Origin of the sequence: Pseudomonas sp. 5Ae-yellow, assembly GCF_014077575.1 — a bacterium.
GTDB classification, from domain to species: domain Bacteria; phylum Pseudomonadota; class Gammaproteobacteria; order Pseudomonadales; family Pseudomonadaceae; genus Halopseudomonas; species Halopseudomonas neustonica.
In genome coordinates this window covers 220,965-242,481 of the sequence record NZ_JACGWE010000001.1, presented here as the reverse complement: position 1 = coordinate 242,481, position 21,517 = coordinate 220,965, and the positions used below count along the sequence as shown (strand labels likewise).

The 21,517-nt window shown below is 56.9% G+C and carries 22 protein-coding genes and 3 tRNA genes; 15 read left to right on the top strand and 10 right to left on the bottom strand.

Annotated features, from left to right (window positions below; translation table 11 throughout):
- The first annotated feature begins 24 nt into the window (after positions 1 to 24).
- Both H4J77_RS01145 and H4J77_RS01140 read left to right on the top strand, forming a co-directional pair.
- On the top strand, positions 25 to 1,428 hold the full coding sequence (locus H4J77_RS01145) for an inorganic triphosphatase (protein ID WP_182246672.1): 1,404 nt from the start codon (positions 25 to 27) through the stop codon (positions 1,426 to 1,428).
- A gap of 68 nt (positions 1,429 to 1,496) precedes the next feature.
- Positions 1,497 to 3,296: a GspE/PulE family protein gene (locus tag H4J77_RS01140; RefSeq protein ID WP_123888413.1), complete on the top strand. Its 1,800-nt coding sequence runs from the start codon at positions 1,497 to 1,499 to the stop codon at positions 3,294 to 3,296.
- Between the two features lie 27 nt (positions 3,297 to 3,323).
- On the opposite strand, the gene H4J77_RS01135 is transcribed toward H4J77_RS01140, so the two are convergent.
- Positions 3,324 to 4,550: a ubiquitin-like protein gene (locus H4J77_RS01135; protein WP_182246670.1), complete on the bottom strand. Its 1,227-nt coding sequence runs from the start codon at positions 4,548 to 4,550 to the stop codon at positions 3,324 to 3,326.
- Between the two features lie 278 nt (positions 4,551 to 4,828).
- Here H4J77_RS01135 and H4J77_RS01130 point away from each other — a divergent pair, with 278 nt between their 5' ends.
- The gene (locus H4J77_RS01130) at positions 4,829 to 5,671 is read left to right on the top strand and encodes a 23S rRNA (adenine(2030)-N(6))-methyltransferase RlmJ (protein ID WP_123888415.1); all 843 of its coding nucleotides are present in this window, start codon (positions 4,829 to 4,831) and stop codon (positions 5,669 to 5,671) included.
- A gap of 45 nt (positions 5,672 to 5,716) precedes the next feature.
- Here H4J77_RS01130 and H4J77_RS01125 read toward each other — a convergent pair whose 3' ends face one another.
- Positions 5,717 to 6,895 (bottom strand): trans-acting enoyl reductase family protein, encoded by a 1,179-nt coding sequence (locus H4J77_RS01125; protein ID WP_123888416.1) that lies wholly within the window; start codon positions 6,893 to 6,895, stop codon positions 5,717 to 5,719.
- 360 nt (positions 6,896 to 7,255) lie between these two features.
- Between H4J77_RS01125 and H4J77_RS01120 the strand changes: the two genes are divergently transcribed.
- From H4J77_RS01120 to H4J77_RS01105, 4 genes are read left to right on the top strand one after another with little or no spacing between them, the layout of a single operon-like run.
- The gene (locus H4J77_RS01120) at positions 7,256 to 7,558 is read left to right on the top strand and encodes a hypothetical protein (RefSeq protein ID WP_123888417.1); all 303 of its coding nucleotides are present in this window, start codon (positions 7,256 to 7,258) and stop codon (positions 7,556 to 7,558) included.
- Positions 7,555 to 8,016, top strand: coding sequence for a hypothetical protein (locus H4J77_RS01115; RefSeq protein WP_123888418.1), 462 nt, complete (start codon positions 7,555 to 7,557; stop codon positions 8,014 to 8,016). The genes H4J77_RS01120 and H4J77_RS01115 overlap by 4 nt, the downstream gene beginning before the upstream one ends.
- Entirely contained in the window at positions 7,994 to 8,266 is a 273-nt protein-coding gene (locus tag H4J77_RS01110; RefSeq protein WP_123888419.1) for a hypothetical protein, read from the top strand. Before H4J77_RS01115 ends, H4J77_RS01110 begins: the two co-directional genes overlap by 23 nt.
- Positions 8,263 to 9,468 (top strand): AI-2E family transporter, encoded by a 1,206-nt coding sequence (locus tag H4J77_RS01105; RefSeq protein WP_220469195.1) that lies wholly within the window; start codon positions 8,263 to 8,265, stop codon positions 9,466 to 9,468. Before H4J77_RS01110 ends, H4J77_RS01105 begins: the two co-directional genes overlap by 4 nt.
- Before the next feature lie 7 nt (positions 9,469 to 9,475).
- Here H4J77_RS01105 and H4J77_RS01100 read toward each other — a convergent pair whose 3' ends face one another.
- The 4 genes from H4J77_RS01100 to nudE all read right to left on the bottom strand — a co-directional run bounded on the left by H4J77_RS01100 (position 9,476) and on the right by nudE (position 12,586).
- On the bottom strand, positions 9,476 to 10,342 hold the full coding sequence (locus H4J77_RS01100; RefSeq protein ID WP_182246668.1) for a DMT family transporter: 867 nt from the start codon (positions 10,340 to 10,342) through the stop codon (positions 9,476 to 9,478).
- 56 nt (positions 10,343 to 10,398) lie between these two features.
- Positions 10,399 to 11,175 carry an AraC family transcriptional regulator gene (locus H4J77_RS01095; protein ID WP_182246666.1) on the bottom strand — a complete coding sequence of 259 codons (777 nt, stop codon included), beginning with the start codon at positions 11,173 to 11,175 and terminating at the stop codon, positions 10,399 to 10,401.
- 112 nt (positions 11,176 to 11,287) lie between these two features.
- Positions 11,288 to 11,932, bottom strand: coding sequence for a peptide-methionine (S)-S-oxide reductase MsrA (gene msrA, locus H4J77_RS01090; protein ID WP_123888422.1), 645 nt, complete (start codon positions 11,930 to 11,932; stop codon positions 11,288 to 11,290).
- Between the two features lie 87 nt (positions 11,933 to 12,019).
- Positions 12,020 to 12,586 carry an ADP compounds hydrolase NudE gene (gene nudE, locus H4J77_RS01085; protein ID WP_182246664.1) on the bottom strand — a complete coding sequence of 189 codons (567 nt, stop codon included), beginning with the start codon at positions 12,584 to 12,586 and terminating at the stop codon, positions 12,020 to 12,022.
- Positions 12,587 to 12,650: 64 nt separating this feature from the next.
- Between nudE and yrfG the strand changes: the two genes are divergently transcribed.
- Positions 12,651 to 13,313 carry a GMP/IMP nucleotidase gene (gene yrfG, locus H4J77_RS01080; RefSeq protein ID WP_182246867.1) on the top strand — a complete coding sequence of 221 codons (663 nt, stop codon included), beginning with the start codon at positions 12,651 to 12,653 and terminating at the stop codon, positions 13,311 to 13,313.
- A 287-nt stretch (positions 13,314 to 13,600) separates the two neighbouring features.
- On the opposite strand, the gene rimK is transcribed toward yrfG, so the two are convergent.
- Complete coding sequence (gene rimK / locus H4J77_RS01075; protein ID WP_123888424.1) at positions 13,601 to 14,506, bottom strand: 30S ribosomal protein S6--L-glutamate ligase; 906 nt, start codon at positions 14,504 to 14,506, stop codon at positions 13,601 to 13,603.
- Positions 14,507 to 14,550: 44 nt separating this feature from the next.
- Positions 14,551 to 15,012: an ATP-dependent zinc protease gene (locus H4J77_RS01070; protein WP_123888425.1), complete on the bottom strand. Its 462-nt coding sequence runs from the start codon at positions 15,010 to 15,012 to the stop codon at positions 14,551 to 14,553.
- Between the two features lie 102 nt (positions 15,013 to 15,114).
- Here H4J77_RS01070 and H4J77_RS01065 point away from each other — a divergent pair, with 102 nt between their 5' ends.
- The 6 genes from H4J77_RS01065 (at position 15,115) to H4J77_RS01040 (ending at position 18,620) form a co-directional block, all read left to right on the top strand.
- Entirely contained in the window at positions 15,115 to 15,522 is a 408-nt protein-coding gene (locus H4J77_RS01065; RefSeq protein ID WP_123888426.1) for an RNA-binding S4 domain-containing protein, read from the top strand.
- 35 nt (positions 15,523 to 15,557) lie between these two features.
- Positions 15,558 to 16,439, top strand: a complete 882-nt coding sequence (hslO, locus tag H4J77_RS01060) for an Hsp33 family molecular chaperone HslO (RefSeq protein WP_182246662.1) — start codon at positions 15,558 to 15,560, stop codon at positions 16,437 to 16,439.
- A gap of 174 nt (positions 16,440 to 16,613) precedes the next feature.
- Complete coding sequence (locus H4J77_RS01055) at positions 16,614 to 18,161, top strand: phosphoenolpyruvate carboxykinase (RefSeq protein WP_123888428.1); 1,548 nt, start codon at positions 16,614 to 16,616, stop codon at positions 18,159 to 18,161.
- Positions 18,162 to 18,362: 201 nt separating this feature from the next.
- Positions 18,363 to 18,438, top strand: a tRNA-Asn gene (locus H4J77_RS01050).
- A 14-nt stretch (positions 18,439 to 18,452) separates the two neighbouring features.
- A tRNA-Pro gene (locus tag H4J77_RS01045) sits at positions 18,453 to 18,529 on the top strand.
- A 15-nt stretch (positions 18,530 to 18,544) separates the two neighbouring features.
- A tRNA-Lys gene (locus H4J77_RS01040) sits at positions 18,545 to 18,620 on the top strand.
- 241 nt (positions 18,621 to 18,861) lie between these two features.
- Here the strand turns inward: H4J77_RS01040 and H4J77_RS01035 are convergent.
- Both H4J77_RS01035 and H4J77_RS01030 read right to left on the bottom strand, forming a co-directional pair.
- Positions 18,862 to 20,184 (bottom strand): NAD(P)/FAD-dependent oxidoreductase, encoded by a 1,323-nt coding sequence (locus tag H4J77_RS01035; RefSeq protein ID WP_182246660.1) that lies wholly within the window; start codon positions 20,182 to 20,184, stop codon positions 18,862 to 18,864.
- A gap of 177 nt (positions 20,185 to 20,361) precedes the next feature.
- Entirely contained in the window at positions 20,362 to 20,538 is a 177-nt protein-coding gene (locus tag H4J77_RS01030; protein ID WP_123888430.1) for a DUF3094 family protein, read from the bottom strand.
- Positions 20,539 to 20,783: 245 nt separating this feature from the next.
- Here H4J77_RS01030 and H4J77_RS01025 point away from each other — a divergent pair, with 245 nt between their 5' ends.
- The gene (locus H4J77_RS01025; RefSeq protein WP_182246658.1) at positions 20,784 to 21,470 is read left to right on the top strand and encodes an energy-coupling factor ABC transporter permease; all 687 of its coding nucleotides are present in this window, start codon (positions 20,784 to 20,786) and stop codon (positions 21,468 to 21,470) included.
- Positions 21,471 to 21,517 lie beyond the last annotated feature (47 nt).

The following is a 21,517-nucleotide window of genomic DNA, read 5'->3' as shown; positions in this document are numbered from 1 at the left end:
GCGGCGGTATGGCAGAGAAATCCGATGGGTAAAGAAACCGAAATTAAATTGCGCGCCAGTGCCGACGTACTGACCGCACTGCGTGAACACCCGCTGGTTAAAAGCCGTCTGGTTGATGACTGGCAAACCGGCACCCTTTATAACCAGTATTACGACACCGCGAACCGAGACCTGGCTGCGGCCAAGGTGGCGCTGCGCTTGCGCCGTGATGGTGATGCCATCATCCAGACGCTGAAAAGCCGCGGCCAGAGCGTAGCGGGGCTGTCCGAGCGTAACGAGTGGGACTGGAACCTGCAAAAGCTTGAGCTGGACTTCACATTGCTGGATGACAGTTGCTGGCCGGCCTCGCTGGCAGAGCTCGACAAATCTGCGTTACAGCCGGTTTTCACCACAGACTTTCAGCGTACCCGCGCACTGCTGCGCTGGGAGCGTGATGGCGAACAGGTGGAAATCGAGGCGGCGCTGGATCAGGGTGAGGTTTCCGCTGGCGACAGCGTAGAGCCGATAAGTGAGCTTGAGCTCGAGGTGCGCTCCGGTTCGCCGCAGGCGCTGCTGGAACTGGCACTGGAGCTGTGTCGCGATCAGGTGCTGATGCCATGCGATATCAGCAAGGCTGAGCGTGGCTATCGGCTGTTTGACCAGAGCAGTTACGCGCTGCGCCTGGACGCGCCAAAATGGCAGCCCGACTCGAGCGTCGATGCTGTGATTGAAGGCTTGATTACTCAACTATTGGGACGCGTGCAGCGGCTGGCCGAGCAATACCGCTTTGCCCGTCAGTGGAAGTTGTTCCGCGAGATGACGACCAACCTGGCTGCCTTGCGTGCCTGTTTCGGCGTGTTCGATCTCGCCTTGCCACGCTCATCTGCACAGCCTTTCATTGTGCCGCTGGACCAACTTCTCGAGAGGTTTCAGCCGCTGGTGCTCGCGGGCTGGGCTGACGATGTTGAAGGTGAAGCTGCGCGCAAGCAAGCCAGCGAAGTGTTTGACCAGCAGTTGGCAGACCCTGCCTGGGGGCAGTTGTTTGTCGAGCTGGCGCTCTGGCTGCTGGATAAACGCTGGCAGACCAAGCGGCCACCACGCGGTGACCGTATTGCCGCGCTGCCGCTGTCTCGCTGGATGCTTGGCGCGGTCGGCAAGGAGATTCAAGAGCTGCGGGTGCCGCATCACAATGATACCGACCATCAGGTCCATGAGTGGCTGGATCAACTGCCACGACTAGGTCGCTTGCAGCTGATGCTGGGCAACTTCCGCTCCTTTCTCGATGTCTCCGAACCGGATCGTTTGTTTGGCGAGTTGAACAAGCTGCACGCCTTGTTGGAGCAATATCCGCAGATAGATGATGAGCAACGCGAGCTATTGCTGGCAGCGCTGCGCAAGCAGGGACAGCGGGTCCGCAAGTTGAATGCCTGGCGTGAGCTGAATCAGTAAAAGTCATAACAGGACTGGCCGCTAGGTCGGACGGGGCAGGGACAGCCTGGTAACAAGGGAGAGGCGGTATGAAGCGTTTGGCGGATCTGGCGATACCTGGTAGTGATCGCCCATTGGATTTGGGTGATTTCCTCAACGTGTTGGCGGCGCAAGGGAAGATCGACCCTGAAACGGTTGACCACCTGGTGACGCTCAGGCGCTCAGGTTCCGGTGATACCGCCAAGCTACATCCGCTGCAGTTTATCGCGGCGCAAGAGGTGGCTGATCTTACGCGCCCCGGTAAGAAGCTGGATCTGGATACGCTGAGTCGCTGGTTGGCGGTTGAAACCGATCAGCCTTTCTTTCGCATTGACCCGCTCAAGATCAATGTATCGGCGGTAACGCCGCTGATGTCGTTTGCGTTCGCCCAGCGGCACAAGATTCTTGCGGTGGATGTAAACGAGAAAGAAGCCGTTATTGCCAGTGCGCAGCCTTTTGTCAGCGCCTGGGAGGACAATCTGCGTCATGTGCTGCGCCGCGACATCAAGCGCGTGGTGGCCAATCCTGCGGATCTGCAACGCTATACGGTAGAGTTTTATCGGCTGGCTCGTTCGGTCACCGGCGCTAATGCGGGCGATCAGAAAATAAGCGGCATCGGTAACTTTGAACAGCTGCTGAATCTGGGCAGCATGAGTCAGGAGCCGGACGCCAATGATGCCCACGTGGTGAATATTGTCGACTGGCTATTTCAGTATGCGTTCGAGCAGCGCGCCAGTGATATTCATGTCGAGCCGCGCCGAGATACTGGCAGTGTTCGTCTGCGCATTGATGGTGTGCTGCACACGGTGTATCAGTTCCCTATTCAAGTGACGGTTGCTGTGGTTAGTCGCCTGAAAACTCTGGGCCGAATGAATGTGGCCGAGAAGCGTAAGCCGCAAGACGGCCGTATCAAGACCAAGTCGCCTAAGGGCAACGAGATTGAGCTACGCCTATCAACCTTGCCTACCGCCTTTGGCGAGAAGATGGTGATGCGTATCTTCGACCCGGACGTTTTGCTGCGCACCTTTGATCAGTTGGGGTTTTCCAGCGAAGATCAACGTCGTTGGCAGAGTATGGTGTCGCAGCCCAACGGTATTGTGTTGGTGACCGGTCCCACCGGCTCGGGCAAGACGACAACGCTCTATACCACCCTCAAACAGTTGGCCACACCCGAAGTCAACGTCTGTACCGTGGAAGACCCGATTGAAATGGTTGAGGACAGCTTCAACCAGATGCAGGTACAGCACAATATTGATCTGAACTTTGCCAACGCAGTGCGGGCGCTGATGCGCCAGGACCCGGACATCATCATGATCGGTGAGATTCGCGACCTGGAAACCGCCGAGATGGCAATTCAGGCAGCACTGACCGGGCACCTGGTGCTGTCTACCCTGCACACCAACGATGCGCCCAGCGCGGTAAGCCGTTTGATTGAGCTGGGTGTGCCTGCCTATCTGATCAAGGCGACGGTGCTGGGAGTGATGGCGCAGCGCTTGGTGCGCACACTTTGCCCGCACTGCAAGGCTCCCATCACGGTGGACGAAGAGGGCTGGGTCGATCTCACCAAGCCCTGGAATGCCCCCGTCCCGACCCAGGCCCAGCAGCCTGTAGGCTGTGTGGAGTGCCGGGAGACAGGCTACCGTGGACGCGCGGGCGTATATGAACTGATGCCCATTAGTGAGGGCATCAAATCATTGATTCACGCTGATACCGATCTGGGCGCTTTGCGTCGTCAGGCTTATAAAGAAGGTATGCACAGTCTGCGGTTGTCGGGGGCGCAGAAAGTAGCGTCCGGCTTGACGACCATCGAGGAAGTGTTACGGGTTACGCCTCAGAGTCAGCAGAGCTGAGCGCCGCTGACTCTCGTTGGCAGACCGTTAAAATGAGCCTACAACATGCGCCGCCAGCCAGGCGTCCGGTTCCTGTCCTTCGCTGGTGGCGCTGGCGCTGACAATAAACTTGAGCGGTGACAGGGTCCAGATACCGCCCACGGATGCCTTCAGCCAGCTGCGTTTTTCGCTATCAGCCTTGACGCTGAATTGCTCGCTGCCGTTCAATGCGCCGGTTATAGTCGAGCTCGATTGGTTGAATCGGTGCACTGCTTCCAGTCCTGACGTCAGGCTGAAGACCGGGCTGATCGGCTTGAGCGCATTAACCCCAACACGGCCTTCCGAGGTGGATAGATCGCTATCATCAAAAGCGGCGGGTGCGGCGCCTGAGCGCTCCGTGTAGCCGTCCATCTCGCTGTTGATATGCGACAGGTCAACAAAAGGCGAGATCGCTGCGCCCGCTACTACGCCTGCGCGCTCCCAGTCGGTGCGCACGCGCAGCGCCCAGGTTGCAGCATCGGTTTTACCCAGCGAGCGGTCGCGCTCTTCACCGGTCAGATAACCGCGCTTGATCTTGAGGTCAGCATCGCTGTAATAAGCGGTTACTGTGCCCCACGCATTGGCGCCAAGGCCGGATACGGGTGTAATCAGTTCCAGCACCGCGTATTGCCCCGTCTGTTCCTGTGATCCGTTGAAGACAGTCTTCTGATCGCTCCAGGACTTGCCCAGCCCCAAACCGACTTGCGTGCGGTTATCGTCGATAACCCAGCAACCGCCGATTTCTGCGAGTTTGATCGAGCCGTCCCGCTGCTCATGGTTGTCCGCAGCCCAGTCGCCTGACGCCCATAGGCAGGAGTCGCTGCCAGGCTCAGCACGCATATCCAGTGGGTTGTCATGGCTGCCGTGCAGTACCAGTCCCGCTCGGGTGACTGCTGCCTGCAATAGTCGCGTTTGCTCGGTCAGACTTTGCAGCGTCGTTGGGGTAAGCAGCGTTGCTCGGCGCAAATATAGCGTCACTTCTTTCTGGATATTGTAGTCGGCCAGTGTCTTACCGTCCTCCAGCAGCTTGCCCGCAAAGACCAGGTTCTGATCAGCCGGGTCGATTCCCTCCTTGTCCTGGATCTTGGCTTTGACGTTTTCGATAGAGTCGTTCGCCTCTACTTCCAGCGAGATGATCTTGTCGGTCAGTGTTTTAACGAAAATCTGCAACGCGTAGCTAGGCAGGGAAAAAGACAGCAGTAACAGCAGGCACACAAGCTTAACGGGTTTTTTCACGGGGAGAGTGGCTCAGGTAGGGCTGGCGGTTGCAGCGTTGTTGGTATCGTGCGAAAGATGTTAAAGCATATGCTAATTACCTTGATACCCTTTGTTTGCTCAACTTGTTTGCTCAATCGTCGCCAATCCAGACCCAGCCATAGCCTGGCTATGACGATAGGAGCGTTCTCGTTTTCAGCCTGGACTCGGCTGGCGGGCGGAGCAGAGCGGCTGGGCAAAAAAGCCTGACAGCCTGTTAGAATGCGCGCTTTACATTATGCTCTTACGCGGGAATACCCATGAACTACCGTCACAGCTACCACGCCGGTAACCACGCCGATGTCCTCAAGCACGCGCTCCTGCGCCGACTGCTCGAGCTTATGCAGCGCAAGGATACGCCGCTGTGCTACCTGGATAGTCACGCGGGTACCGCCTTTTATGACTTACAGGGTGAAACCGCCGGTAAGACGGGCGAGTATCAGGATGGCATCGGGCGGCTTTGGCAGCGTGATGACTTGCCCCTGTGGCTGAATGATTTTCGTGCTGCCGTAGCAGGTCATAACACTGCTGATGAGCTGCGTTACTACCCCGGTTCTCCCCAGTTAATTGCCGACCTGCTGCGCCCGCAAGACCGGATGATTCTTAGCGAACTGCATCCGGTGGATGCGGAGACGCTCAAACAGTATTTTGCGGATCAGGAGCAGGTGGCCGTGCATCAGCGTGATGGCTATCAGTTGCCCAAGGCATTTCTGCCGGTGGCCGAGAAACGCGCGCTCTGGCTACTTGATCCGCCGTTCGAGCAGCCTGATGAATTGCAGCGGTGCATCAGTGCTCTGCAAATTGCTATTCAACGGATGCGACAAACGATTATCGCGCTTTGGTATCCCATCAAGGATCAACGACTGTTGCGCGACTTCTACCAGCAAATCGCTGATGCCGGTTTGCCCAAGGCGTTGCGAGTTGAGTTGAATATTCGACCGGCCGATAACCAGATGGGGTTGAATGGGTCAGGACTTATTCTGGTCAATCCGCCCTGGCCGATATGGGAGGAGCTTGAGCAGGTGCTGCCTTGGCTGGCGCGGACGTTAGCGCAGTCGGGGGAGGGGAGTTATCGGCTGGATTGGTTGGCTGGCGAGCCTTGAGGTGTGAGCGGAGGGCTCCCTGAAGGAATCCTCCGCTCGGCTGGATCAGGATTCCAGTTTGAAGGTCAGGCCAGCGTGCTCCTGCAGGCGCTTGATCAACTTGTCGCCCATTGCCGGTGCGGTCGTCCAGATACCGCCGGCGGTATCGGTTGCATCGCGTACCAGGCAGATGGCACTTTCTGCAATCATGCGTGAGGTAGAGCCATAACCTGGGTCGCGCTTACCGGAAACGCTGGCCAGCAAGGTTTTACCCGCACCGTCTTCGCCGATGAACAGTACATCGTAAAAACCGTTCTCACGCTCTTCCTTGCTTGGGCCTTCACCGGGCTTGGGCGCGGAATCGCCGGATAGGGACTTGTCGCCAGCGACGGCATTGGCGATTTGCTCACCTTGCTCGCCTGGGCCGGTCAGCAGCATTTCGTCATACACAAAGTCTTCGCCATAGGCGTGGCCCAGCAGGGCGTTGGAGCGGTGCACATTGCGGGTATTGATCGCGGCCATGATGAAAGGCGCAGCCCAACTGCCCAGCGACTCGTCAAATTCGGGCTTGGCCGCTGGTGGTTGCGCTGGACCGGTGAAGCCAGGTGTCAAGGCAAAGTGATTACCGAGCAGTTGGTATATTTCCGGATTCTGCTTGGCGGCGATCAGGGTGGCTTTCAGACTGGCTGCAGTGCCGCCAGAAAAAGTGCCCTTCATCTTGCGGACGCGTCCCTTGACGCGAGGGAGGGCCTTACCCAGTTGTTTCTTTGCGGCCTGTTGCAGGAAGTAGACACCCAGATCGAAGGGGATGGAGTCGAAGCCGCAGGAAAAGACGATGCGTGCGCCGCTCTGCTTGGCTGCTTCGCCATGCGCATCGATCATCTGGCGCATCCACGCCGGCTCACCGCAGAGGTCAACATAATCAGTCCCGGTAGCGGCGCAAACGGCAACCAGTTCGGAGCCGTATAGCTGATACGGGCCGACGGTAGTGAGAATTACCTTGGTACGCTCTGCCATTGCTTTCAGGCTGGCGGCATCTTCGGTGTCCGCTACTACCAGCGGCGTATTCGCCGGTGCGCCAATCTCATCACGCACGGCTTCGAGTTTGGCTTGGCTGCGACCGGCCATGGCCCAGCGTAACTGGCCATCATTGGCGTATTCCTGGCTCAGATATTCTGCGACCAGTCGCCCGGTATAGCCGGTGGCTCCGTAAACGATGATGTCAAACTCAGTAGCGGTTTTCATACTTGTGTCCTGTGTTTCTTTGGCTGTGTCGAACCCGGCCGCCAAGTTAAAAGCTGAACTCGTCTGCCGGTATCCGGTCATATTCTCTGTGCGGTGATCAAGTTGTTCGTCAGATAGTCTGGCACAGCTTGTCACCCGTGCATGTACATCTAGCCTCAGGTTGATTTTTTATCAGTGGCGGGTAAAGGCCAAAGCGCGGATTTCGCCGCTGCGAATGGTAGCTGATAAGGTGTGTGCATGACTGGCTTCGGGTCGGTCTATGGTGCATGCTGAACTGTTGTATCAGGCTGAGTCTGGATGTCAGCGGATGGTCTTAACAGGGTTATCCAATTCCAGTTTGTACTAACAAGGAGAACGACCATGGCGACTTCAAATACCGCAGCGACTACCACCAGCAAGGAAAAGGAACTCGCGGCAAGCAAGGAGGCTGTAGCCGAGGCTTATGAGAAGCTGTTGGAAGCAAAGAGCCACTTTAAATCGGCCGCTGAATCCGCTGGCGTAGATCTGAAGCATGATGCTGTAGAGCAAATGCTGAAAGGTCGTGAGAAAGCCGAAATGCTCGGCAGCCAGGCAACCTCTTACATGCGTGAGAAGCCGCTGGCTACCTTGGGCATCGCCTTTGTTGCAGGCTTTGTTATCTCTCAGGTAATGTCGCGCAAATGAGCGCAGAACCAGCCGCTGAAGAGCAGCAAGAAGCGCAGGATAAAACTGCCAGCCAGGATCATATGCAGGACGCATCGTTGCAGGAACTCCTGCAGCAGCTGACAGCGATGTTCAAGCACTCGATGGCGGCTGGCGGTGAGCTTGCAAACTTGTTCAAGCTGGAACTGCAATTGACGCTGGGCGATGCCCGGCGTCTTTTGTTGGTAAGTATTGCCTTACTTCCGGTGCTACTGCTTTCCTGGGTATCACTGGGCGTATTGGCGGCGTGGCTGGTTTACGACGCCTCTGCTTCCGTAACCTGGGGTCTGGTCACCTTTACGCTATTACAGCTGCTGTTGGCCGGAGCTCTCTCATTCATGGCAACGCGCTATCGTCGGCAGCTTGGCTTCCGTCGAACCCAAGCGCACGCGAAACGTTTGTTGCAAGGAGTGCAAGGTGAGCCGCCGACAACTGATTGAGAAAATTGATAGCCTCGACCGACAGCTCGGTCTGCGCGCTGAAGTCATTAGCCTGGTATCGCAACACGCGCAGCACACGCTGGGATGCATCAATCCTGCCTGGCTGCTGGGTAGCGGTGCTCTGGCTGGTGTGCTCGCTAATCGGCTGGGCATCGGCAGTACCTACACTCTGGGCATGACGGGTGTTCGCTTATTCCCGCTGGCGCAAAACGCGTTCAATCTTGGGCGTAACTTTGGGGCCGGCGAATGAGCGGACTGGAGCAGGACGCTCCGCAAAATGAAATTGAAGAAATAACCGGGCCACGCAAGAAAGTGCCGCCCATCCAGATGGCGCTCTATTGGCTGCTGGCGCTGGCTGTTATGTACACCATGTATTTTGCCAAAACCTTGTTCCTGCCGGTGGTGGTGGCAGCGTTATTCGCGTTGCTGTTGAGCCCGTTGGTTGGCGTGTTTAAACGATTTCACGTTCCTCGTGTGCTCTCGGCGTTGCTCCTGCTGGCGTTGATTGGCGTACCCTTTACCCTGCTGGGCGTGCAACTGGCTGAGCCCGCGGAGAAATGGGCGACGCGGATACCAGAGTTGTCTGCGCAGTTAACGGACGAGCTGGATGAGTTCAGCGAGAAACTGTCGCCATCCAAGGTAGAGGCTCATCGTCCGCAGGCAATCGAAGTGCAGGAGAAAGAAAGCTTCAGGTTGTTCGGCTGGTTTCGTAACGATGAGCAGGACGAACAACCGACTGCACGCGTACCCGCGCCGGCTCCAGAGCGGTCCTCCGATAGCGCGGTTTCCGATCGCGTAATGCAGGGTGGCGTCGAACTGATGGTGCAGTTGTTGGGTGCTACGCCTGTAGTACTGGCCCAGTTCGTGACCTTTATTATTCTGGTCATTTTTATGCTGGTGTTTGGGCCATTGCTTTACAGCAATTTCATTACCGTCTTTCCACAGATTCGGGATCAGGAAGCGGCAAATGAGCTATTGGCAGATGTTCAGCATGAGCTGTCGCGCTACATTCTGACAGTGAGCGTCATCAACACGGCGCTAGGCGTGATAACCGGGCTTGCACTTTGGGCGGCCAGCGTCGAGGATGCCTTGCTATGGGGCGTCATGGTCGCGCTATTAAACTTTGCGCCCTATATCGGCCCTATCATTGCGATGGCGGTGCTCTGTTTGGCGGGTGTGGTGCAATACGGGCCGGCTCTGATGGCGCTGCTGCCAGTGGTCATCTTTTTTGCCATCAATTTGCTCGAAGCGCAATTTGTTACGCCTATGGTGCTTGGTCGGCATATGCGCCTGAATCCGCTCATCCTCATGCTGTGGCTTATTGGTTGGGGCTGGGTGTGGGGCGTTGTAGGTGTACTGATCGCAGTGCCCTTGCTGGTGTGTCTCAAGTTGACTGCAGCGCGGCTCAAGGTGCTGCCGCACTGGGTCAAGCTGATCGAGACCCCAGGCTGACAATACACTAGGCAGGCTTGGGTGCGCGCTGCACCAGCATCAGCGCGCTGACGATAAGAATGCCGCCCAATAGCATGCGCAGGCTGGGCTCTTCGCCGAACAGGTACCACGCAAACAGAATGCCGTAGACGGGTTCGAGCGCAAAGAACAGTGACGCTACCCGCGCCTTGAGTACGGTTAGACTGGTAACGAAAAGGCCGTGCGCGACACCGGTGCAGAGCATGCCCAGCAGGGCAATCCACAGCCAGTCCAGGGCCGGCAGCTGCAGCATGGCTTTGCTACTAATGGGGAGTAGGCAAAGGGCAATCACCACATTCTGCCAGCAGGCGATTTGTATCGGGTTGAGCTTGCCACTGGTGAGTCGATTGCCAACCGATACCGCGGCAAAGCAAAAGCCGGATGCCAGCGCCCAGATCAACCCCTCGGCACCGCTCTGCTGTAAGTCGAAACTGGGCGGTACCAGCATCAAACCGATACAGACCAGTCCCACCTTGAGTAGGTCCAGGCGGCTGGGTTTTTCCTGCCAGAGTACCCACTCCAGTAACACTACAAACGCGGGAAAGCTGGCAAAGCCCAGGGTAGCGATACCAACGCCGGACAGGTCGATGGCATGGAAGAAGGTGATCCAGTGCGCGCCCAAGAGCAGGCCACAGACGCCCAATTGAATCAATCGTTGGCTGTTGAGCCCCTTGATGAGCGAACGGCGATAGAAGCGCGCGAATACCAGTAGAGCCAACACGGCGAACAGCGCACGGCCCAATACAATAACGTCGGGTGCCGCACTGGCCAGCTTGCCGAAAATACCGGTAAGGCCGAACAGCAATGCGGCGATATGCATGTAGATCAGGGCGCGTTGGTGGGTTAACACTGACATTTCAACTCTGCTGGGTGCGTTGGCGTGGGCACCCAGTGTAACGATCAGCAGCTGTGTTAAGTGTTGTTTGTTGCGCGGATATTGTCGTGTTTTGCCTGCCGTCTGGCGTCACGCGGCGATACGCCCCAGCGCTGCTTGAATGCCTGCGCGAAGGCGCTTTGGCTGCTGTAGCCTGCGCGCTCGGCAATCAAGGCAATGGGGTCTCGATTTTGCTCAAGTTGCTGACGTGCAAAGCATAGCCGCCTGCGGCGCACATACTCACCTGGGCTGCAGCTCAACTCCAGAGCAAACCAGTGACGCAGGCGCGAGTTAGACGTGTGTGCCAGCTTGGCCAGGTCACTTATTTCGATCGGATAGGCCAGGTGCGCATCTATGTAGGCATCGAGCGCAGCCATTGGTAGTCGGCTGGTTTCTGCTGGGTGATGCAGCAGGCTGGCCAGCAGTAGGCTGGCACCAGCCTCGGCAAGACCCGGTTGTATGCTTATGGTGTTGGCGAGGCTACCCACCAGCCCCATCTGCTGGGGCGTCAGTGAGCGCAGCTGAGTGCTTTCAAGCAGGCGTTCTTGCGTACCAGCGGTCAGTTCCAGTCCGACGAGTGCCTGCTGCGGGGGAATATCCAGTACCAGGCAGCGGCCGTTGTCTCGGCTGAGGAAGGTATGATCGTCACCGGGCGCGATGATGACAACCGCAGCACTATCAACCAGTGCTCCGCGTCCTTCGATCTCCAGTTCCAGGCTGCCATGTAATCCAAACACTAGCTGGCTGTGATCCGCGTGCGCGTGGCTGGCTGCGGCGCTGGCATAGTGGTGAATGTTTAATTGAGTCGGATTCATCTGGCTATCTGGTATAAGGCCGCAGTGACCGTTTTTGTAGGCTGGACTGGTCCATCAGGCCAAGCCCCGGTTGGTTTTGCTGCTATACCCGCGTTCATGGGCAACAGCTTATTTAGCCTGGCATGCAAACGCCGGTGCCGCCCAGGCCACAATAGCCGTTCGGATTTTTATCGAGGTACTGCTGATGGTAGGACTCAGCGTAGTAGAAGGTCGGTGCCTCCATTATTTCGGTGGTGATGCCGCCCTTGCCGGCTTCGTCCAGGGCGTTGGCAAAGTTCAGTCTGCTTACTTCGGCTTTGGCGCGTTGAGCCATATCACTGACGTAGATGCCTGATCGGTACTGGGTACCGCGGTCATTGCCCTGTTGCATGCCCTGCGTCGGGTCGTGGGATTCCCAGAATATCTTGAGCAATTGCTCCAGGCTGACTTGCTCAGGATCAAACACCACCAGTACGGCTTCAGTATGCCCTGTGCGACCTGAACAGACCTCGTCATAGGTTGGGTTGGGCGTCATGCCTGCGATGTACCCGACGGCTGTGCTGTAAACGCCGGGCACGCGCCAAAACAGGCGCTCGGCGCCCCAGAAACAGCCCATGCCGATAATCAGTTGTTGCATACCCTCAGGGAAGGGCGGCTTGATCGGTGTACCCAGCACGGTATGTACCGAGCTGGTTTCCATAGGCTCAGAGCGGCCGGGCAGCGCCTGTTCTGCGCTGGGCATACGTGCTTTGTATTCGGGTGTGCTGTGGAAGAACATAGTCGGCTCCCGTTGCGAAAATGGGCAGCAGCGCTCAGGGCGCCGCAGGTATTGCTTGGACCAGTTCGAGACTGGTTTGTTACAGGCTCAGCGCGTCAGCTCGCCGCGCTGCTCCAGCAGATCACGCACCAGATAGAGCGCTGCCAGGGCGCGACCTTCAGTGAAGTTGTCGCGCTGGGTTAGCTCACTTAGCTGATACAAGTCGACACTGTCGACGCGAATCGGCTCTGGCTCGTCGCCGGGCAGTCGCTTGGCGTAGAGCCCGCGAGCCAATACTACGCTGATTTCCTGGCTCATATACCCTGGGGACAGTGAGAGTTTAGTTAACAGCTCTAGCTGCTCAGCGCCATAGCCTGCTTCTTCCATCAGCTCGCGGTTGGCCGCTTCCAGGACGTCTTCTCCTGGCTCGACCAATCCTTTGGGCAGCGACAATTGGTAGTTGTCCATGCCACCACAGTATTCCTCAATCAACACGGCAGTGCGTTCATCCTGCATGGCAACAACCATCACAGCGCCATAGCCCTGGCCCTTGTTGACCAAGCGTTCGTAAGTGCGTTCGACGCCATTGCTAAAGCGCAGCTGCACGCGTTCAACGGTAAATAGGCGACTCTTGGCGACAATGCTGGCTTCGAGGGTTTCTGGCTTTTGCGGCATGCGGACTCCGTGGTGATTGGCCTGGTGCTTGGGTATCATAGCCGCACCTTTAGCCCAAGCCCAACTGCCCATGCTTAATTGGAACAATATTGATACCGTCCTGCTCGATATGGACGGCACTTTGCTGGATTTGCACTTCGATAATCATTTCTGGCTTGAGCACATGCCTGCCCGTTACGCGCGTCATCATGACCAGTCGCTGGAGTGGGCCAAAGCCGAGGTTTATCCCATGATGCGCACTATCCAGGGCCAGCTTGACTGGTACTGCCTGGATTACTGGACGCGTGAACTGGGTATGCCGATCATCGAACTGAAGCGCGAGATTGCGCACCTGATCAGCCTGCGCCCCGGAGCCGACCTGTTTTTGCAGGCATTGCAGCGCAGCGGCAAGCAGGTGGTGCTGATTACTAACGCACACCGCGACTCGCTATCACTCAAAATGGAGCGCATCGAGCTGCGGACGTATTTTCAACGCATGATCAGCTCGCATGATTACGGTTACCCAAAGGAAACCCAAAGCTTCTGGCAGGCGCTGCGTTCAGATATGCCCTTTGATCCCGAGCGCTCGCTCTTTATTGACGATAGCCTCAACGTGCTGCGCGCCGCGCGTGATTACGGCATTGGTCATCTATTGGCAGTACGCGAACCAGATAGTCGCGGCAGCGCGCGCGATACTGAAGAGTTTGACGCTGTTGAAGACTACGCTGCGTTGATTGCGGGGCTTTGAGCTTCGCTAAGTCGCAAGCGCCAAGCTGCAAGCCGCAAGCCGCAAGCCGCAAGCCGCAAGCTAAAAGCTAAAAGCTAAAAGCTGATCGGGGTGGGTTGCGGGTGTTGGGTGTTGGGGCAGGCTTAGAGCTGGAAGCTAGAAGCTTGAAGCTAGAAGCTAGAAGCGTGGGCAGCTTTTTTTAGGTGTTTGGAGCGGGTTGCGATGCTTGCGGTTGATCGGTTTGCACTGATCCCGCTTGCTGCTTGCCGCTTGCCGCTTGCCGCTTCTAGCTTTGAGCTGGCGCCGGCTTAGCCGGTGCCCTTGGTGCTGGTCTTGTTTGGGCGCCAGTTCTTTTCTATATGCTGGATGATCAGGCCTGCAACGTCCTTACCGGTGGTCGACTCGATGCCTTCGAGGCCGGGCGAGGAGTTGACTTCCATTACGACAGGACCATGGTTGGAGCGCAGGATGTCGACCCCGGCTACATTCAGCCCCATCACCTTGGCGGCCCGCACTGCGGTCATGCGTTCTTCCGGCGTGATCTTGATCAGGCTGGCGCTACCGCCGCGATGCAGGTTAGAGCGAAACTCGCCGGCTTTGGCCTGGCGCTTCATCGCCGCGATCACCTTATCGCCAACGACCAGGCAGCGGATATCGGCACCGCCTGCTTCCTTGATGTATTCCTGCACCATTATGTTGGCTTTTAAGCCCATAAAGGCTTCCAGGACGGACTCGGCCGCCTTTTCGGTTTCGCACATGACGACCCCGATACCCTGGGTGCCTTCCAGCAGTTTGATCACCAGGGGAGCGCCGCCGACCATGTTGATCAGGTCGGGAATATCGTCCGGCGAATGCGCGAAGCCGGTTACCGGCAGGCCAACACCGCGACGTGACAGCAACTGCAAGGACCTTAGCTTGTCGCGCGAGCGGCTGATGGCCACTGATTCATTGAGGGGGTAGACGCCCATCATCTCGAATTGGCGAAGTACCGCCGCACCGTAAAAAGTGATCGAGGCCCCGATACGCGGAATGATGGCGTCAAAGCCTTCGAGCTCTTGCCCTTTGTAATGAATTGACGGCTTGTGGCTGGCGATATTCATATAGGCACGCAGCGTATCGATGACTCGTATCTCATGGCCGCGCTCGGTCGCAGCCTCCACCAGGCGACGGGTGGAATAGAGGTTTGCGTTGCGTGACAGAACCGCAATTTTCATGGTGTTTCCTTAAAGCATTGGTGCGGTGTTGGGGTGCCGATAGTTCAGGCAAATTCTTTGGTTTGTGGCTTGTCTTGCACGAAACGTAACCCAGGGTTTATGACCAGGTTGCCATCCAGCATGGCAGTGCAGCCCATCAGCATGCGATAGCGCATGGACTTGCGACAGGTCAGCGTAAACTCGACAGGCCAGCTTCGATCGCCGAGGACCATTTGCGTGCGAATGGTGTGTCGCTCCTGCAGATGGCCGTTCGAACTTTTAACGCGTTTGAGTTCTATTAGTTGTGCTTCGCATTTTGTGGTTCGCTGCTTGTTGCGGCTGCCCGTGTGCGCATTGAAGCGGACCCAGGTTTCACCATCGCGTTCAAATGTCTCGATGTCGCTGGCATGCAGGGAAGAGGTTTTGGCGCCGCTGTCGATTTTTGCCAGAATCTGATCAATGCCAAGAGCAGGCAAACCCACCCATTCACGCAGACCGATAACGGTTAAATGGTCAAAGGTTTTCACACTTTGTTCTCCAGACCTTGGGCCAATTGCGCGCATCATGCGTTAACGCAAGGTTTTCGACAAGCCTGTTAAACTGCAGGGCGAAAGGGGAGTACAGACGTTATGCAGCAGGATGGCAAGTTACGCTTGGATAAATGGCTCTGGGCCGCGCGTTTCTTCAAGACGCGAGGGCTAGCCAAGGCCGCTATCGAGGGCGGCAAAGTGCAGTGCCAGGGCGAGCGCTGCAAGCCGAGCAAGGAGATTCGTGTCGGTGATCGGCTACAGGTTCGCCAGGGCTTCGATGTGCGCGACGTGGATGTGCTGGTGCTTAGCGAGCAGCGCCGGGGCGCGCCGGAAGCGCAAGCGTTATATGCCGAGACGGATGACAGTATCAGTCGCCGTGAAGCGGCTATCGCTCAGCGAAAAGCCCTGGGTGCGGGTGGTTTGATCAGCGAACATCGGCCAAATAAGAAGCAGCGCCGGCAAATTCATCGCTTTCGCGATGAACGTAATGCACCTAGTGATGATTGATTGGGTATAATTCCGCCTTTTGCGAGGAGTCCAGCATGGCGTCGCAAGACATTACCCAGCGCTTTCTGTTCGAGAACGCCGACGTGCGCGGCGAAATGGTATCGGCAGATCAGAGCTATCGCGAGATCCTTGCCAAGCACGACTATCCCGAGCCGGTAAAGGCGCTGTTGGGCGAAATGCTCGCAGCAGCGGTGCTGCTGTCCACCACGATCAAGTTCGACGGCTTGCTGATTCTGCAGGCCAAGTCCGAGGGACCGCTCTCTACGCTGATGGTTGAGTGCTCCAGCGACCAGGCGGTTCGCGGCATCGCCCGTTACGCCGATGACTTGCAAGAAGGCAACCTGACGGAGCTCATGCCCGATGGCGTGCTGGCGATTACCATTGACCCTGCCAACGGGCAGCGCTACCAGGGCATAGTGTCCCTGGAAGGCGGCTCGCTGGCGGCAGCTTTGGACGGCTACTTTGCCAACTCCGAGCAACTGCCCACCCGTTTCCGGCTGCAGGCCGATGGCCGCATAGCGCGTGGCTTTCTGCTGCAGGCGTTACCGGCCGACCGCCAGCTCGACCCCGAGGATCGCGCTGCTACCTGGCAGCACCTGAATGTGCTGGCAGATACCCTGACAGCGGAAGAACTGATCGGTCTGGACAATGCGACTGTGCTGCATCGCCTGTTTCATCAGGACGATCTGCGACTTTTTGACGCACAGGCTGTCCGCTTTGAATGCAGCTGCTCGGCAGAGCGCTCCAGTAATGCGCTGGTCAGTCTGGGCAAAGATGATTTGCTCGCATTGCTGCAGGAGCAGGGTGGTCGCATCGAAGTTGATTGCCAGTTCTGTAACGCCCGCTACGAGTACGATGTTGACGCAATCGAGGCGCTTTTTAGCGCCGTAGACGAGCATGCGCGCCAGCTGCACTGACAGATGAGCGATCAGATTTAGCGCTGCAGGTATTTTTTTGGCATAATGGCGCGCCTGCGCGCTGAGTCAGCGCTGTATCAATGGATGATCAATAAACCCTATACCCCCACGCGCTGAGGCCGAATTGTCGGTCTTTCTGGAATATTCGGTCTAAGTCGAAGAGGACTATGTTTGATGACACAAGCTACCAATACTGTGTACACCGATCTGAGCATCGCTCAGCTTATTGAGCTGGCTATTCAGCGCAAGGAAGGCCAGTTGGCTGACAACGGCGCATTGGTAGTCAAGACCGGCGCACGTACAGGCCGCTCGCCAATGGATCGTTTCATTGTTGAAGAGCCTTCCACTCAGGATGCCGTCGCTTGGGGCCCAATCAATCGTCCGTTCCCGGCCGACAAGTTTGCTGCCCTGTGGGATCGTGTTGCAGCCTACCTCGGCAACTGTGAAAGTTTTGTGTCACATGTGCACGTCGGCGCTGACCCTGAGCATTACCTGCCGGTAGTGATGGAAACCGAGACGGCATGGCATAACCTCTTTGGCCGTACTCTGTTTATCAATCCGCAAAGCTATAACCCGTCTGCGAAGGGCCAGTGGCAGATCCTCAATGCGCCTCACTTTGAGTGTGAGCCAGAGCGAGACGGTACCAACAGCGATGGTTGTGTGATCCTCAACTTTGCCGAGCGCAAGGTGTTGATTGCGGGTATGCAGTACGCAGGTGAAATGAAGAAGGCGATGTTCTCCGTGCAGAACTTCCTGCTGCCAGCCAAGGATGTATTGCCAATGCACTGCGCCGCCAACGTTGGCGATGACGGTGATACCACCTTGTTCTTCGGTTTGTCCGGTACTGGCAAGACAACCTTGTCTGCCGATGAGTCGCGCAATTTGATTGGCGATGATGAGCACGGCTGGGCCGAAGGTAGCGTCTTCAATATTGAAGGTGGCTGCTACGCCAAGTGTATCGATCTGTCGCAGAAGAATGAGCCGGTGATCTGGAATGCCATCAAGTTTGGCTCCATTGTTGAGAACGTGGTGATTGATCCCGTCACTCGTACCGCCGATTACGCCGATGTTAGCCTGACGCAGAACACCCGCGCGGCTTATCCGCTGGTGCACGTCGAGAAGCGCGTTGAAGCCAACCGTGCCGGCGAGCCTAACGCCATCATTTTCCTGACGTGTGATTTGACCGGCGTATTGCCTCCGGTATCCATTCTGAATAACGAGCAGGCTGCCTATCACTTCCTGTCGGGTTACACCGCACTGGTTGGCTCTACCGAGATGGGATCGGGCAGCGGTATCAAGTCCACCTTTTCTACCTGCTTTGGTGCGCCTTTCTTCCCGCGTCCGGCGGGCGAGTACGCTGAGTTGCTGATCAAACGTATCAATGCGTTCGGCAGCAAGGTTTATCTGGTCAATACCGGCTGGACTGGCGGTTCTTACGGCGAAGGTACGCGCTTCAGTATTCCGACTACCCGTGGCATCATTTCTGCCATTCAGTCGGGCGCGCTGATCGGTACCGAGACTGAGCACCTGCCAGGTATCAACCTGGATGTGCCAAAGGCCGTACCTGGCGTTGAGACCAAGTTGTTGAACCCACGTAACACTTGGGCAGACTCAGCTGCTTACGACAAGGCTGCAACCGATTTGGCCGCGCTGTTTGTTGAGAACTTCAAGAAGTTCGACGTTGCTGACAGCATCGTTGCAGCGGGTCCTCAGCTGAGCTGAAGCCTGTGCTGTAGCGCTTGACAAAACCCGCCGCATGGCGGGTTTTGTGTTTCTGGGTGACTGTATGGGTGTTTACATAGCACATTGAAATAAAAGACATAAAAAAGGTTGACAGCTTTGCGCTGGCAGGTAAAATGGCGCGCCTCAGCAGGGGATATGTAGCACCAACCACTACCCAGGCTGAGATGTTTTGAAGGTAATTCCGCGATAGCTCAGTTGGTAGAGCAAATGACTGTTAATCATTGGGTCCCAGGTTCGAGTCCTGGTCGCGGAGCCACTTCTAAGCAAGTTCGGGGTATAGCGCAGCCTGGTAGCGCGCCTGCTTTGGGAGCAGGATGTCGAGAGTTCGAATCCCTCTACCCCGACCATTTTTTTTGAGCATTGGGTCGTTAGCTCAGTTGGTAGAGCAGTTGGCTTTTAACCAATTGGTCGTAGGTTCGAATCCTACACGACCCACCACTCAATCCCTCGCAAGACCCTCCGTATTTCGCTAGTCTCCGTAATTACCCTTCTTTTTATGCTTTTGCTTCTCGACCTGATTCGTCGGGGCTTCTTCGTGTCTGATTGATAGGCTTCGTCGATGTCTTGAGCGTCCAGGCATGACCCAGGCCCCTATTCTTCGTGCAAGGGTGCATGTGGGCTTTCAGGCGAGTTTGAAGCGTTAAAGGAAGGGCAGTGTAGCCCTTCCTTTTGCAAAGCCTTAGTGCAGCTTCAGGCGTGGCTCTGTGGAGCGACCGAACCTATCACTGAGCATCAGCATCATGGTCCTTGGCAGGCCATACAGGGCTATCTGGTGCAGACGGTACAGCGAGACGTAGAACATGCGAGCCAGCCGACCTTCCAGCATGACATTGCCAGTCAGGTTACCCATCAGATTGCCTACCGCACTGAAGCTCGACAGTGAGATCAGTGAGCCGTAGTCACGATAGCGGTACTCTTCCTGTGGTTTGCCCTCAAGCAGCTTGCGCAGGTTCTTGGCGAGCAGGCTGGCCTGTTGATGAGCCGCTTGCGCGCGTGGCGGCACAAAGCGACCTTCATCACCCATAGGGCATGCGGCGCAATCACCAAAGGCGAAGATCCGATCCTCGCCTTTCACCAATAGGGTGCGCTCAACCTCGAGCTGGTTGATGCGGTTAACCGGCAGGCCCAGCTGAGTCAGAAAGGCCGGTGCGCGGATGCCTGCCGCCCACACCTTGAGCGTCGCCGGAATCTCCTCGCCATTGGCCAGCACCAGACGGTCTTCCTTCACCTCCTTCACTGCCGAGCCGGTGTGCAGTTTGACGCCCAGGTCCTTGAGCACCTGCGTGACCGGGCCGCTGATGCGCTCGGGTAATGCGGGCAGCAGGCGTTCGCTGGCCTCGATGATGTTGATGTTGAGATCTTCCGGGTTGATACGGTCGAAACCATAGGCCTTGAGCATCTGCGCCGCGTGGTGCAGTTCGGCAGCCAATTCAACACCGGTCGCGCCGGCGCCGATAATGGCGACGTTGATCGGCTGACCAGGGCCTTGTAAGTCCGTTGTTTGGGTTTTCATGTACTGGTTTAGCAGTGCGCGGTGAAAGCGCTCAGCCTGCGCACGGGTGTCCAGAAAGAGGCAGTGATCAGCAGCGCCGGCGGTGTTGAAGTCGTTGGTGGTGCTGCCGACCGAAATGACCAGGTAATCGTAGTCCAGTTGTCGACTGGCGATCAGCTCGTTGCCCTTTTCGTCAAGAATCGGCGCCAGGGTTATGCTGCGCCGTTCACGGTCAAGTTCGGTCATGGCGCCCAGTTGGAAGCGGAAATGGTTCCACTTGGCCTGGGCAACATAGTTGAGCTCATCATCGGTGGAGTTCAGCGAGCCAGCTGCTACCTCGTGCAGCAGAGGCTTCCAGATGTGGGTCATGTTGGTATCGACCAGGGTGACACTGGCCTTGCCTTTCTTGCCCAGCTTGCGGCCCAGCGTGGTGGCTAGTTCAAGGCCGCCTGCGCCGCCGCCGACGATCAGGATTCGGGGTTGCGGGCTAGCCTGTGATGCATCTGACATAGGTGTTTACTCACGGAAGTATAGGAAACCGGCGTCAGTCAGGCTCTGCAGGGCCAAAGATCGGTATCGGGACGATCTGACGTGTCATGGCGGCTTTGAAACCGTCGCTGCAACGCTACGTCCTGTTGCTATGCATGTCCTTGTCTTGCGCGTTATGCGCTGGCGAACCAGTCTGCGCTAGGCGACCACTAACTGCCCGAGCATGCGCGAGAGCAGACCCAGGACTACAACCGATCCGGCGACCAATGCGAGCAGAATCCAGACCTTGAACGGTCTGCGTGGCACCTGGTGTATGGGTGACTCGAGGTACTTGTCGACCCGTTGCTGATCTTGCGGGTTCAGGCGACTGGACATGCGATGACCTTTTTTTGTCGGCGGCGCAGTACATTGCTGCGCGGGGGGCTTGACTGACTTTGTAATCATTCTAGCCCTCTGTTGCGGTTATTGCATCAGTCGCTGCTAGCGGGCGGGTAAACTGGTGACATTGCCGGAGCTGCACTGAAATTGAGTCACTGCTGGCAGGATTCTGCGCTGTTGCCAAGGCTGAGATTCGCGTCGCTGGCTGCTATTATGTCCAGCTGTTGATCAGGAGGTTGCGCATGCTCTCTGCCGATTTGCTGACACCCGGTCAGCTTGTTATCTGTGCGCTGCTTTACGCAGTGGCGTTGCTGTGGGCATTGATGCGCGTGCGTTGGGTTGAATTGATAGCCGATACGCGACGTCATCACCTGTTCTTCGGCAGTGTTTTTGCTCTTTTCGTGCTTTGGTTGGTGCGACGCGAGTTCGATAACGGGCTAACGGTGCACTTCATTGGCCTGACTGCGGTCATGCTGATGCTCGACTGGCCGCTGGCAATTGTCGCCGGCAGCCTGGCGCAGCTGGCTTTGTGCCTGTTGGGGCTGGATGACCTCGCCGCGTTGGGCGCCAATGGGCTGCTGCGCATTCTGGTGCCCGTTGGTATCACGCTATTGCTCAGCCGCGCTTTGGAGTCTTTTCAGCCACGCAATCTTTTCCTCTACATATTTGTCAGCGGTTTTTTTGCAGCCGGCCTGGCGGCAGCGGCCACAGTGCTGGTGGGCATGGGGCTGTTGCAGTGGTCGGGTGCCCTGCAGCCGCCCGCCAGTTTTCTCGAATTGTGTGGTTATCTGCTGCTGGTGATGTTCCCGGAGGGCTTCATCAATGGCACGGCAGTGACTGCGCTGATCGTGTTTCATCCGGATTGGGTCGATACTTTTGATACCGACCGTTATCTTCAGGAGCCATTCGATCACGACGGAAAATCCTGAGACAGATCAATGCCCGCGATACCGGATTATGCATAATTGGTGTTTTA

Excerpts from the sequence above, each read along its gene's own strand:
- H4J77_RS01145 (WP_182246672.1), top strand. The coding sequence starts at position 25 with ATGGGTAAAGAAACCGAAATTAAATTGCGCGCCAGTGCCGACGTACTG.
- H4J77_RS01140 (WP_123888413.1), top strand. The coding sequence starts at position 1,497 with ATGAAGCGTTTGGCGGATCTGGCGATACCTGGTAGTGATCGCCCATTG.
- H4J77_RS01130 (WP_123888415.1), top strand. The coding sequence starts at position 4,829 with ATGAACTACCGTCACAGCTACCACGCCGGTAACCACGCCGATGTCCTC.
- H4J77_RS01125 (WP_123888416.1), bottom strand. The coding sequence starts at position 6,895 with ATGAAAACCGCTACTGAGTTTGACATCATCGTTTACGGAGCCACCGGC.
- H4J77_RS01120 (WP_123888417.1), top strand. The coding sequence starts at position 7,256 with ATGGCGACTTCAAATACCGCAGCGACTACCACCAGCAAGGAAAAGGAA.
- H4J77_RS01115 (WP_123888418.1), top strand. The coding sequence starts at position 7,555 with ATGAGCGCAGAACCAGCCGCTGAAGAGCAGCAAGAAGCGCAGGATAAA.
- H4J77_RS01105 (WP_220469195.1), top strand. The coding sequence starts at position 8,263 with ATGAGCGGACTGGAGCAGGACGCTCCGCAAAATGAAATTGAAGAAATA.
- H4J77_RS01100 (WP_182246668.1), bottom strand. The coding sequence starts at position 10,342 with ATGTCAGTGTTAACCCACCAACGCGCCCTGATCTACATGCATATCGCC.
- H4J77_RS01095 (WP_182246666.1), bottom strand. The coding sequence starts at position 11,175 with ATGAATCCGACTCAATTAAACATTCACCACTATGCCAGCGCCGCAGCC.
- msrA (WP_123888422.1), bottom strand. The coding sequence starts at position 11,932 with ATGTTCTTCCACAGCACACCCGAATACAAAGCACGTATGCCCAGCGCA.
- nudE (WP_182246664.1), bottom strand. The coding sequence starts at position 12,586 with ATGCCGCAAAAGCCAGAAACCCTCGAAGCCAGCATTGTCGCCAAGAGT.
- rimK (WP_123888424.1), bottom strand. The coding sequence starts at position 14,506 with ATGAAAATTGCGGTTCTGTCACGCAACGCAAACCTCTATTCCACCCGT.
- H4J77_RS01065 (WP_123888426.1), top strand. The coding sequence starts at position 15,115 with ATGCAGCAGGATGGCAAGTTACGCTTGGATAAATGGCTCTGGGCCGCG.
- hslO (WP_182246662.1), top strand. The coding sequence starts at position 15,558 with ATGGCGTCGCAAGACATTACCCAGCGCTTTCTGTTCGAGAACGCCGAC.
- H4J77_RS01055 (WP_123888428.1), top strand. The coding sequence starts at position 16,614 with ATGACACAAGCTACCAATACTGTGTACACCGATCTGAGCATCGCTCAG.
- H4J77_RS01035 (WP_182246660.1), bottom strand. The coding sequence starts at position 20,184 with ATGTCAGATGCATCACAGGCTAGCCCGCAACCCCGAATCCTGATCGTC.
- H4J77_RS01030 (WP_123888430.1), bottom strand. The coding sequence starts at position 20,538 with ATGTCCAGTCGCCTGAACCCGCAAGATCAGCAACGGGTCGACAAGTAC.
- H4J77_RS01025 (WP_182246658.1), top strand. The coding sequence starts at position 20,784 with ATGCTCTCTGCCGATTTGCTGACACCCGGTCAGCTTGTTATCTGTGCG.